Here is an 11,711-nt window from a genome sequence, read left to right on the forward strand (position 1 = left end):
TAGACCCGCCGGACAATGGGCAGCGCAAATGCACGTTATTATCTTTTAATATACTGGATCGCCACACACTTTGGCCCGCCCTGAGCCACAAAAACCGGGCTCAGGTCTAAGAGCCTTATTTCCAAACCTTCAAATATATCCTCAAACTGTTTGCGGATAGCCTTTGCTTCCTCCGGCGCATCCGCATGAGTTATGTACAATATGTGCTCTGCACCCAGCCGTTTTTCCCTCAGGTAATCGATGATCCCTTTCACGGCTTGAGACATGGTGCGCTTTACTATAAATTTGTCCAGATGCGTCCCATCCTCTGTAAGCTTCATCACAGGCTTCAGCTTCAGCACAGAGCCAATGGCGGCAGCAACTGGCGTAAGCCTTCCTCCCCGCTTTAAAAAGGAAAAATCCTGGGGGATCAGAAAGGATTCTGTCTCCTTTGCCGCTTCCTCCAGCCAGCTCAGTATCTCTCCTGCCGTGCTGCCTTTTTCCTTCATCTGCTGTGCCCGCTCCACCATATACCGGTGGGGCCCGCAGAGTGTACGGCTGTTAAACACAGTAATGCGGCGGCTGTTCTCTGCCATATGCCTTGCACTGCAGGCTCCCTGATAGGTCCCTGACAGCCCATCTGCCATAGAAATGTTGATAATATCCTTGTCCGGATACGCATGATAAACATCCACCACATCCCCAATGGGCGGCTGGGAGGAACGCGGCACCTGTCCGTCACTGATCCTCTTATAATATTCTTTCATATTGATCTGAAGATCCCTTCCCTCCATCTCCCCAATGTGGACGCAGAGAGGCACTGCCTCAAAGCCAGCCCGGCGTGCTTCTTCCACCGTATATAAGGTAGAAGAATCCGTAATAATCTGAACCATACCCATATCCCCCATTTATACATTAAGTAGTTTTCAAAACTATATATTACAGTTTGCATTACTTTTACTAATACGTCAAGTGTTTTTCGACATTATTTACGCTTTTTTAGCATTTTTTCACATCCTGTTTTGTAGGTTCTCTTTTATGGGATTCTTGGGTCCGGAGCTGCTTGCGCTTTCCGCTGTTGAATGCTATAATACCCCAGTACCAATTTTCAACATCATCTGTATATACATATGGAACGCAGAAAGGAGACAGGATGATCATCCGACAGTATAAGCCCTCTGACTGCCAGGCTATAGCAGAGCTTTTTTACAATACGGTCCACGCGGTCAATGCAGCAGACTATACCAGGGAGCAGCTTTATGCCTGGGCATCCGGGCATGTGGATCCGGAGCAGTGGAATCAATCCTTTTTGGAGCATTACACCCTTGTTGCCATGGAGGGAGAGACACTGGCAGGCTTTGGAGACATTGATGAGTCCGGCTATCTTGACAGGCTGTATGTGCACATGGACTATCAGAACAGGGGCATTGGGACGGCTATCTGCGATGGACTGGAACGCGCAGTTTCCGGAACGGCCATAACAGTCCACGCCTCCATTACGGCAAAGCCCTTTTTTGAAAAAAGGGGCTACAGGACAGTAAAAAAACAGCAGGTGGAACGCTGCGGCATTTTTCTGACGAATTATGCAATGGAAAAGCAGACTGCCGCTGTTGGAACAAAGCCAGGAAATGCTGTGCGGAAAACCGTTCTTTTCATCGCCATGAGCCTTGACGGATACATTGCGGATAGCAACGGCAGTGTGGACTGGCTCCAGGGACAGGATGAACATGCAGAGGAAAATGACAGCTATTCTGTCTTTATAAAGGACATTGACACTGTTATCATGGGCTGGAAGACCTATCATCAGATCATAACCGAATTATCCCCTGAGGAATGGGTATATAACGGTCTTAAAAGCTATGTGATCACCCACCATGAATGCTCCTCCACCGAACAGATATGTTTTGTTCACGAGAATCCCTGCTCTCTCATAAAGCGCTTAAGGCAGGCACCGGGAAAAGACATCTGGGTCTGCGGGGGCGCCAGTATTGCCGGGCAGCTTATGAAAGAGGATTTATTTGACAAATATTATATTTCGGTCATTCCTACCATTCTGGGAGGCGGTATCCGGCTTTTCGGTCCTCTGGAAAAGGAACGAAAGCTGAAATTGACCGGCACACGATGCTGTAATGGGATCATAGATCTGATATATGAACGGAGGGACGAACATTGAATTTGGAATACAGAAAAGCAGCCATTTTCGATTTGGACATTCTCACGAAAACACGGATTCAGGTTTTGCGCGCAGCAAACCAGCTGGAGCCCTCCGTTGACATGAGTGAGGTAGAAAGAGAAACACAGAAGTATTATAAGGCAGCGCTGTCTGACGGCAGCCATGTGGCATATCTGGTCTTTGACAGGGAAGTATTTGCCGGGGCCTGCGGGATCAGCTACTACACTGTGATGCCCACATTCCATAACCCCACAGGCAGAAAGGCTTATGTGATGAATATGTATACACATCCCGATTACCGCAGAAGGGGCATTGCCCTAAAGACCCTGGATCTCCTTGTCCAGGATGCAAGAGGCCGCGGAATCACCGCCATTTCTCTGGAGGCCACCGACATGGGGCGGCCATTGTATGAGAAATATGGATTTGTTCAAATGGAATGTGAAATGGAATTGCCCTCTAATGGATAGAGGGGGCATGAGAGCTTGAGGGCAAAGCCCTCGAACCGGAATCACGCAGGTGGAATTCACTTCCACTACTCATATCATAAAATCCGGCAGCTGCCTCTCATGCTCTACCATAAATTCCGCAAAATCCTCCGGTGCCTTTGCCATATAATTCTTTTTGCTGTACACCATATAGACAAGGCGCGTGTCCTGAGGGATGTCGGAGATGGTGACCTTTTTGATCTGGTCAAATTGTTTTAGGTAAGGAGTGTCGGCTGCAATAGCCGCCTGGTTCGTGGCTGTGACGACCCCGCCGATGGAGATCTCATCATCATAAGAAAAGCTGCATTCCACACCATATTCCCGCAGCACGGCCCGGACGGTCTTTCCGATGGGAAGGGTCTCACGATAGGTGGTGAGAGGATAGTCCGTCAATTCCTTCAAACAGACCTCTTCTCTTTCCGCCAGCGGATGATCCTTTCTCACCACCAGTACCAGCCTCTGGGCCAGGATCGGCACAAATTCCAGCTCCGGATCCTCTGTTTTGGAGCAGAATGCAATATCATATTTCCCTCTTTTCAGCCCATCCAAAAGATGCAGGGTATGATCCTGATAGATGTTAAAGACTGCCTTTGGATTCTTAAGCTCCTTATAATCCTGGACCGCCTGGGGTATATAATCCCCCAGGATCGTAGGAATGCAGCCGATATCAATGATGCCTCCCATCGCTCCTGATTTGCTTTTTGCCACGGCGATCCCCTTGTCCAGCTGGTTCAGGGCTTCATTAACATATCCGTAAAATTCCTGTCCATATTTTGTCAGCTTTACATTCCTGCCCTCCTTCTGGAACAGAGAGATTCCAAGCTCCTGCTCCAGGGAAGAGATCGAGTCACTGAGACTGGGCTGGGTGATATAGAGCTCCTTTGCTGCCTTTGTGTAATGCTGCAGCTGCGCCAGTTTCCGAAAATAATATAATTGCGATAAATTCATAAAAATTCCCCCATTGTTGCATGCACTCGCCATAAAAAACAGCCTTAGCTATATCATAACACAATGGGAGAATTTTGTGAATCAATTCACAACCTTGAGTTTCTATATTTTGCACTATATTGGTCCTGTCAGAAGATCAGCCCCGCTGTGGCCAGTAATGCCGCCGCCAATCCTGCAACTGCCGCCGGAATCGTCGTTCCCAGGATGATATGCTTATAGCTCTCCTTCAGGCTGCATCCGCAGATGGACATGGTGAGAATGGCCACAGAGGAATTCGGAAGCTTATTGAGGATCAGAGCAGCTTCTGTCACGATCCTGTGGAGTGCTCCTGCATCCACTCCCATGTCCAGAAATGCCTGGCCAAAGCTCTCCAGGAAAATGGTCTCACCGGAAATGGCAGAGCCTGTCAGTCCTGTCAGCACAGCGGTTCCGAAATAAGCCTTGATATAGGCCGGAATATTCATGGACAGCACCGCCTCCTGCAGGCTCTGAAACGCCGGTGAAAGCCCCAATACCTTAGAGAGTCCCATCACGGCCGCCACCGTAAGCATGGAATTCAGCCCTGAGCTGCTCCCCGTTTTAATAGCTATTTTTACATTTTTGATGCGCCTATACTGTGTGACGATCACCAGCAGGATCCCCAGAGTAAGGGAAAACAAGATACTGGTGGACGTTCCCCAGCTGGAGGTTGCCACTACCGCTGCCAGAACCGCAACAAAGGGAAGCACCGCCATGGCAATGCCCGGCAGTTCCTCATCCGGTATCACAGAAGCATTGTCCGTATACATGGCAAGGAGCTCCTCTTTCGTATGCTGGCTGCGGCTTTTTTTCTGGGCATAATTAAAATAAAGAAAAAAACTGGCGGCAAGAATCCCGGTGCAGATCACAGACAGCCCCGGTGCCGAGCCAAGGGAGGTACCCAGATAGCTGTTTGGAAGCACATTGCAGATATCCAGGGAATACATGAAGCCATTGCCGCAGGCTCCGCCTCCCAGCAGCATGAAGGGGAGCACTCTGCGATCCATCCCATTCTCCCGGAGCAGATTGTCCGCTATGGGATACAGCACAAAGACCATGATATATCCATTGATCCCCAGCAGTGTAATAAAAAAGGTACAGAGCAGGATCACAAGCCCCACCAGCTTCGCCCCAAGCTTATCTGTCAGAAATTTGGCAACCTTTGTCGCCAATCCCGTTTCCAGTACCAGCTGTCCAAAGACACCTCCCAGGCCAAGGATCAAAAACCAGGACGCCACAAAGCCCCCGGCTCCGGCGGAATAGGTTGTCAAAAAGCCGTCAAAAATGTTCAGGCTGCTGGTTACTAAAATGACCAGTGCCGTAATTACAGTGGCAGTGATCATATCGATTCCCTTTATGATCATCACCACCAGCAGCACAATTGCCGCGATCAATCCGATTGCAGATAGCATAGCGTTCCTCCCCATTTATTTTACTTTCCCATCGTCCGGCTCCTTGCCTGCGCCGGACTGCCAATGGGCATTCATTTTGTCAAGCGGGACCTCGATCAAGCCTGCCTGTTTCCCATATACATAGATGACAAAACCACGTTTGCATCGGAATACACACTCCAGGCACGGATCCTCATCACAGTAAGCAAAGGCATCCGTATCTGCCAGCGCAAACACCATAGGAGACCGTTTGGTATCGGATACGTATTTCAAATATCCTCCTGTAAAGGTTTTCAAATAGATCCACTCCGGCTTGTCCTTCGCAGACAGGGCTTTCCATGAGACACGCACCGCATTGTCATTGTAGCCTCCCGTGATCTGATATGTAATCTTCAGAGAATTTCCAGCATCCTCCTGTGTCAAAGGCGTAAGCCGCTGCGCCCTCTGGCCGCAGCAGACGATCTCCTTCTCCTCTAATACGCTGCCTCCGGTCACCGGAAAAAGGGCGCCGCAGCTACTGCAGCGGTAAAATACCACCTCCGGGCACTCTCCCGCTCTCGGCTTTCTGGTATCCCGGCATCTCCGTTGGCTAAACACCTGCTCGCTCATCACATCACCACCCGTTTCCTGCATATGAACTATTTCTTTATTGCTTCTCCCCGTCCATCCTTCTCTGAAGTTCCTCCCGGAGCAGATATTTCTTCACCTTTCCGCTGCCCGTATGGGGGATCCGTCCGATCAGCTCCAGACGCTCCGGCCAGAAGCGCTTTGGCACCTGTTTTTCCCTCAGATATGCCTTTACCTCCTCAAGGCTTAAGTCCTCATGGCCCGTAAGGGGCACGGCAAATGCACAGATCCGCTCCCCCATCCGCTCATCCGGCATGCCGATGATCGTATGGTCTCCCATTCCGGGACATCCCTCCAGATGATCATTGATCTCATTGGAGTTTAGATTTTCTCCTCCCCGTACGATCATATCCTTCTTTCTGCCGATGATATGGATATTGCCGTCTTCATCCATGACGCAGAGATCACCGCTGTGAAACCAGCCCTCGTCGTCCAGAACGCCGTCTGTCACAGCCCTGTCCTTCAGGTATCCCACAAAAACATTGGGGCCTCTTGAGATTTCCTCCCCAGGCATTCCTTTCGGCACCTCCCTGCCATCGTCATCCACTACCTTTACCTCAATGGCCCCAAGGGGTCTCCCGGAGGAGGTGCCGTTAAAGGCCAGAACCTCCTCCGGTCTTACAAACACATGGGGCACGCTTTCTGTGGAGCCATAGACCTCACAGAGAAGGATGCGGAATTTCCATGCCTTCCGGATCAGATAGCCCGGCACCGGCGCTCCTCCGCACAGGTAAAATTTCAAAAACGGCAGATCGCCTCCATTGTTTTCCAGTTCCCGGAGAATGTCATAGATAAATGGCGTTGCTCCCATGGAATAGGTGCATTTTTCTTTGTTCATCAATTCAATGGCTTCCCGGCAGTAATATTTCTGCTGCAGCACCAGCTTTGCCCCGATCATCATGGTCGCGATCACTCCATGGTGGAACCCTGTTGCATGATTTAAGGGAGCGGGCATGAACATGATATCCTCCTGTGTCAGCTTCAGCTCCTTATAAAAGGCCTCCTCACTGTAGCGGATATTATCATGGGAAAGAAGAACCCCTTTTGTACCTCCTGTTGTACCGGAGGTGCAAAGGATCGCTGCAATATCCTGTCCTGTCAGCTCATGGACACACTCTTCCTTTTTTAGCGGCTGATACTGTGCGAGAATTTCCCTTAAGGAGACCAGACTGCTGGTCCGTTCCCTGGCAGAATCCAGGAGAACCACTCCTTTCAGGGAAGGGATCTGGTCCATCACTGCCAGGATCCGGCTTTCATAATCGGTCTTATGAAAAAAGGTCGGGCCGAAATAAGCCTTTGACTCCGTGATCCTCATGCTGCGGATCAGCTCCTTTTCCTCGTAGCACATGGCAATAGGATGGACCACTGCCCCTGCCTTCAGACAGGCAATGGTCAGCAATGCGAATTCGCTCCAGATGGGCAGCTGGAAGGATACCACATCTTTCGGCCTGACACCGATCGCCTGCAGATAAGCCGCAACCCTTGATGCTGCCTCGTCCATCTGCCGGTAGGTATAGCGAAAGCCCCTGTCATCTACCACGTATTCCCTGTCAGGACACCGCTTTACGGTATCCTCCCAGCAGTCCAAAAGGGTCCTGTTACCCCAATACCCGGCCTCAAGATATTTCTGCCTCTGCAGGGGATTTATTTTTATCTCATCAAACATAGGCTACCTCCTGACAAGGAATCGGTCTGTGGGCCTGACAGCGCCGGGGCATATTACCCCTGCTGTCTTGCCTTAAGCTCCTTTACCAGTGCCGGAACCACCTCAAACAGATCGCCTACAATACAGTAATCTGCAACCTCAAAGATGGGAGCTGTTTCATCCTTATTGATCGCCACAATGGTGCCGGACTCACTCATGCCGGCCACATGCTGCACTGCTCCGGAAATGCCGCATGCAAAGTAGATCTTCGGGGATACGGTGGAGCCGGTCTGTCCCACCTGCTTTGACTGGGGCATCCAGCCTGCATCCACAGCCGCACGGGAACAGCCCACAGTTCCGCCTAACACTGCTGCCAGCTCTTCAAGGATCGCAAAATTCTCCCCATTTTTCATTCCACGTCCGCCGGATACGATCACCTCTGCCTCATCCAGCCGCATTCCCTGATCCTCTGCCGCCTTGATGAAGTCGATCACCTTTGTACGGATCTCCTCCGCAGGAGTGCGGATCTCCTCCACGATCACCTCCGGCTGGTTGTCAGGATCTGCAGCCGGCTTTTTAAATGCCCCGGGCCTGCAGGTTCCCATCTGCGGCCGTGTCTCACTGCAGAGGATCTGGGCGTACAGGTTGCCGCCAAAGGCAGGGCGCTCCCAGACCACATTTCCTGTCTCCTCCTCTACGCTTAAGGCCGTACAGTCTGCTGTCAGGCCTGTGTGCAGGCTTACTGCCAGCTTAGAGCCAAGATCACGTCCATTGACCGTAGCTCCTACCAGAATGGTATTGGGATCATATTTTTCCACCAGCTTTAAAAATGCATGGCCGTATCCGTCTGCGGAGTAATGTTCATACTCATCGCCTTTCACCACATATACCTTATCAGCGCCGTATTCTGCTGCACCTTTTACGGCTGCATCCACTTCTTTTCCAATGACAACGGCGCAGAGCTGCTGCTTTAAGCCGTCTGCCAGCTTCCTTCCCTGTCCCAGCAGCTCGAAGCCCACGCTCTTTGGCTGGCCCTGAAAGCATTCGATAAATACCCATACATCCTTACATGTCTCAAAGCTCATCGTCATAACCTCCTTACAGTACTTTGGCTTCTGTCAGCTTGCTGATCAAAGAGCCGGCAATCTCAGCAGGGCTGCTGCCCTCGATCGTTACACCTGTAGCGGTGCGCTTCGGTGTAAAGGTTGCCTTTACCTTTGTGGGTGATCCCTTTAAACCAATTTTGGAAGTGTCAATATCCGGGAAATCAGCAAAGGTCAGCTCCGGGATATCGCAGCGCAGAGAGTAGAGCTTTCTGCTGACGGTGGCATATCTGGGCTTATTGCTTTCCTTTGTTGCAGTGCACAGTACCGGAAAAGAGGTCTCGATCACCTCAATTCCCTCCTCAACCTGGCGGCGGGCGATCACCTTATCTCCTTCCACCTTCAGATCCAGCACATAAGTCAGGCGTGTTGCACCCAGATGCTCTGCGATACTGGGAGCTGTCTGGCCTGTATCTCCGTCAATGGCCTGCTTGCCGCCCAGGATCACATCAAAGGGACCCAGCTTTTCAATGGCCTGAGACAGAATGTAGCTGGTAGCGTATGTATCAGAGCCGCCAAAGGCCCTGTCTGTGATCAGGTATCCCTCATCTGCCCCCATGGAGATTGCCTCTCTCAGCACAGCCTTTGCCTGCTGGGGCCCCATGGAGATCGCCACCACCCTGCCGCCATAGGTATCCTTCAGCCTCAGGGCCGTTTCCAGGGCATTTTTGTCAAAGGGGTTCATAATGCTCGGAACACCCTGACGGATCAATGTATTTTTCACCGGATCAATCTTGATTTCTGTGGTATCCGGAACCTGCTTTATGCAAACAACGATGTTCATTTTGCTACCTCCTATTTGTATTCCTTCTTCAGTACATTGGCGATGGTCAGTCTCTGAACCTGGTTTGCACCCTCAAAGATCTGGAACACCTTGCAGTCACGCATCAGCTTTTCGACAGGATACTCTTTGCTGTAGCCATAGCCGCCAAAAATCTGGACCGCATTGGAGGTCACCTCCTGGGCACAGTCGGAAACAAAGGTTTTGGTGATGGACCCCTCCTTCTGAACCAGACTGCCCTGATCCATCATTCTCATGGTATTGTTCACCAGGCATCTGGAGGCCTCTGTCTTGATCGCCATATCAGCTAACATCTGCTGAACCATCTGGAAATTGATAATAGGCTGGCCGAACTGTTTTCTCTCTTTTGCGTATTTCACAGACTCATCCAGGGCGCGCTGCATAATGCCCACTGCCATGGTTGCCACAAAGGCACGTGACAGATTCAGCGCGTTCATTGCCAGCTTAAAGCCGCTGCCCTCAGCGCCCAGCATAGCGGAGGCCTTGACCCTTACATTCTCAAAGGTCACATCCGTGGTATTGGAAAGGCGCAGTCCCATCTTGTTCTCATGCTTGCCGATGGTAATGCCGGGTTCATCTGCATCAACGATAAATGCGGAGATCCCCTTATTTCCCTTCTCCGGGCTGGTCTTGAAAAAGCCCACCATGATAGATGCCAGGGCGCCGTTGGTGATAAAGGTCTTGTTTCCGTTTAAGATATAATCGTCTCCATCCTTTACTGCCGTGGCACGCATGGCTCCCGGATCAGAGCCGGCATTTGGTTCGGTCAGCGCAAAGGCTGCAAATTTTCCAGGCTTCACAACATCCGCAAAATACTTGCCCTGCTCCGGTGTTCCTGCCAGGATCACATTGCGCAGCGCCACAAAGGAGGTCACAAAGCTGATGGCATAGCCTGCATCCACCTTTGCCAGTTCCTCGAAGATCATGGCGGTGGTCTCATAGCTTAAGCCTGTTCCGCCGTACTCCTCCGGGATCTCCAGCATGTGAAGTCCCATCCGGAAGCCCCAGTCAAATAATTCCCTTGGGCACTCGCCCTTCTCGTCTGCCTCCTGGACATAGGGCTTGATCTCATTTTCTGCCATCTCACGGACCATGGCGATCAGAGCCTTCTGCTCCTCGGTATAAAGTAAGCTCATATATTTTCACCTTTCCTTTACTATGAAAATCCTGCCGCCGAATAGGCGGCTTGTATTTTTCTCTACTGATCCCGGCCGCCTGATCACAGCCTGCGAAGCTTTGTCTCCCCGGTGGCTGCACCGCTTGTCAGGGCCTCTTCGATCTCCTGATCGGAATATCCCAGCTGCTTCATGATTTCAACGGTATGTGCTCCCTGAGAACCGCCGATCACATACTCCGGCTCACCCATGGAGCCAAAGACAATGGGGCTGGTAGGCATAAAGCGTTCCCCGGAGGGATATGGGATCTTTGCCAGGACATTGTTCGCCATAGCCTGCTCATCCTTATAAATGTCAAGGGGCTCATAGGCAGCCTCACAAGCCAGGTCATTGGCCTTAAACATGGCCATCAGCTCATCACGGGTGAATCCGGCCATGGCCTCATCCAGAATGTCCGTTACCTCAGAATTTAAGTGGTTCTTGTTGACCTCGGCACAGTGGAGGTATTTTTCATTTCCGATCATATCCTCCCTGCCAAGGAGCCTCATGATCTTTTCATAATCCCTGTCATATTCCGGACAGCACAGAACCAGCCATTTGCCGTCCTTTGTTCGGAATACATTATTAAAGGGATTCGGCACCTCTTTCCTGTTCTTCGGATACTGGTTGCCGTATTGGGCGGAAATGATGCCTGTGCTCAGTGCATAGACGGCTGCGTGATGAAGGCTGACTGTGATCTTGTCACCTGTCCCCGTCTTCTCACGGGCATACAGTGCGGCGCAGATCCCAGATGCCAGTGACAGAGATACCTGGAAGTCACCGAAGCCGTTGGTAGGGATCATGGGCGCATCGCCGCGGTTGACCGTGGTGCCGAACACACCGCCTCTTGCCATATAGCAGGTCACATCAAAGCCCGCCGTATCCTTCTCCGGCCCCTTCTCTCCATAGCCAAGTACCTGGGCAAAAATCAGCTTTGGGAATTTTTCCTTTAAGGTGTCGTAGTCCAGTCCCAGCTTTACTAAAGATTTTGTTCTTGTGTTTGTCACAAAGACATCTGCTTCTGCCAGCAATTTATATGCAATCTCAAGACCCTTCTCTGATTTCAGATCCAGGGTGATGAAACGTTTATTCATGTTTGCAACGTCAAAGGCCAGATTTTCGTCATCTAAAAAAGGCATGTTGAATACTGCGCCCTGGGTTCTGGCCGGATCCCCTTTGGCTGATTCAATTTTAATACAATCGGCTCCCCACTCGCCCAATACACGGACAGTGGTCGGTGCCGCAAGATAGGTTGTCAGATCCACAACCTTGACTCCCTGCAGTGGTTTCACGGTAATCCTCCTTGGCTGATCTGTTAAAAAATGCAGCCGGTTTCCGTCCTTTTGCGGACATGCTCCCCGGTATGGGTTCCCAGGTGTCTGAAAC

At 51.0% G+C, this 11,711-nt stretch carries 10 protein-coding genes and 2 pseudogenes; 3 read left to right on the top strand and 9 right to left on the bottom strand.

The genetic code is table 11. From position 1 onward, the window contains the following. Nucleotides 1-38 precede the first annotated feature (38 nt). Complete coding sequence (locus tag LIZ87_RS04365; protein WP_178317092.1) at nt 39-872, bottom strand: DegV family protein; 834 nt, start codon at nt 870-872, stop codon at nt 39-41. 260 nt (nt 873-1,132) lie between these two features. On the opposite strand from LIZ87_RS04365, the pseudogene LIZ87_RS22830 reads away from it, so the two are divergent. The 3 genes and pseudogenes from LIZ87_RS22830 to LIZ87_RS04380 form a co-directional block, all read left to right on the top strand. Next, nucleotides 1,133-1,579, top strand: a pseudogene (locus LIZ87_RS22830) (GNAT family N-acetyltransferase); the annotation flags it as partial. A 54-nt stretch (nt 1,580-1,633) separates the two neighbouring features. Next, nucleotides 1,634-2,152, top strand: a pseudogene (locus LIZ87_RS22835) (dihydrofolate reductase family protein); the annotation flags it as partial. Beyond that, the gene (locus tag LIZ87_RS04380) at nt 2,149-2,619 is read left to right on the top strand and encodes a GNAT family N-acetyltransferase (RefSeq protein WP_227145485.1); all 471 of its coding nucleotides are present in this window, start codon (nt 2,149-2,151) and stop codon (nt 2,617-2,619) included. The pseudogene LIZ87_RS22835 and the gene LIZ87_RS04380, both read left to right, overlap by 4 nt. Before the next feature lie 69 nt (nt 2,620-2,688). Here LIZ87_RS04380 and LIZ87_RS04385 read toward each other — a convergent pair whose 3' ends face one another. From LIZ87_RS04385 to LIZ87_RS04420, 8 genes are all read right to left on the bottom strand, one after another. Next, nucleotides 2,689-3,585 carry a LysR family transcriptional regulator gene (locus tag LIZ87_RS04385; RefSeq protein ID WP_227145487.1) on the bottom strand — a complete coding sequence of 299 codons (897 nt, stop codon included), beginning with the start codon at nt 3,583-3,585 and terminating at the stop codon, nt 2,689-2,691. Nucleotides 3,586-3,713: 128 nt separating this feature from the next. Beyond that, nucleotides 3,714-5,015 carry a GntP family permease gene (locus LIZ87_RS04390; RefSeq protein WP_227145489.1) on the bottom strand — a complete coding sequence of 434 codons (1,302 nt, stop codon included), beginning with the start codon at nt 5,013-5,015 and terminating at the stop codon, nt 3,714-3,716. 15 nt (nt 5,016-5,030) lie between these two features. Further along, complete coding sequence (locus tag LIZ87_RS04395) at nt 5,031-5,627, bottom strand: hypothetical protein (RefSeq protein ID WP_227145491.1); 597 nt, start codon at nt 5,625-5,627, stop codon at nt 5,031-5,033. A gap of 13 nt (nt 5,628-5,640) precedes the next feature. Beyond that, nucleotides 5,641-7,287 carry a medium-chain fatty-acid--CoA ligase gene (gene fadK, locus LIZ87_RS04400; RefSeq protein WP_227145493.1) on the bottom strand — a complete coding sequence of 549 codons (1,647 nt, stop codon included), beginning with the start codon at nt 7,285-7,287 and terminating at the stop codon, nt 5,641-5,643. 53 nt (nt 7,288-7,340) lie between these two features. Then, nucleotides 7,341-8,351 carry an electron transfer flavoprotein subunit alpha/FixB family protein gene (locus tag LIZ87_RS04405; protein WP_178313462.1) on the bottom strand — a complete coding sequence of 337 codons (1,011 nt, stop codon included), beginning with the start codon at nt 8,349-8,351 and terminating at the stop codon, nt 7,341-7,343. Between the two features lie 13 nt (nt 8,352-8,364). After that, entirely contained in the window at nt 8,365-9,153 is a 789-nt protein-coding gene (locus LIZ87_RS04410) for an electron transfer flavoprotein subunit beta/FixA family protein (protein WP_178313464.1), read from the bottom strand. Nucleotides 9,154-9,164: 11 nt separating this feature from the next. Further along, entirely contained in the window at nt 9,165-10,307 is a 1,143-nt protein-coding gene (locus LIZ87_RS04415) for an acyl-CoA dehydrogenase family protein (protein ID WP_227145495.1), read from the bottom strand. 83 nt (nt 10,308-10,390) lie between these two features. Next, the gene (locus tag LIZ87_RS04420) at nt 10,391-11,617 is read right to left on the bottom strand and encodes a CaiB/BaiF CoA transferase family protein (protein ID WP_178313468.1); all 1,227 of its coding nucleotides are present in this window, start codon (nt 11,615-11,617) and stop codon (nt 10,391-10,393) included. Between the last annotated feature and the right edge of the window lie 94 nt (nt 11,618-11,711).

Origin of the sequence: Lacrimispora sp. 210928-DFI.3.58 (genome assembly GCF_020554865.1) — a bacterium.
GTDB lineage: Bacteria > Bacillota > Clostridia > Lachnospirales > Lachnospiraceae > Enterocloster.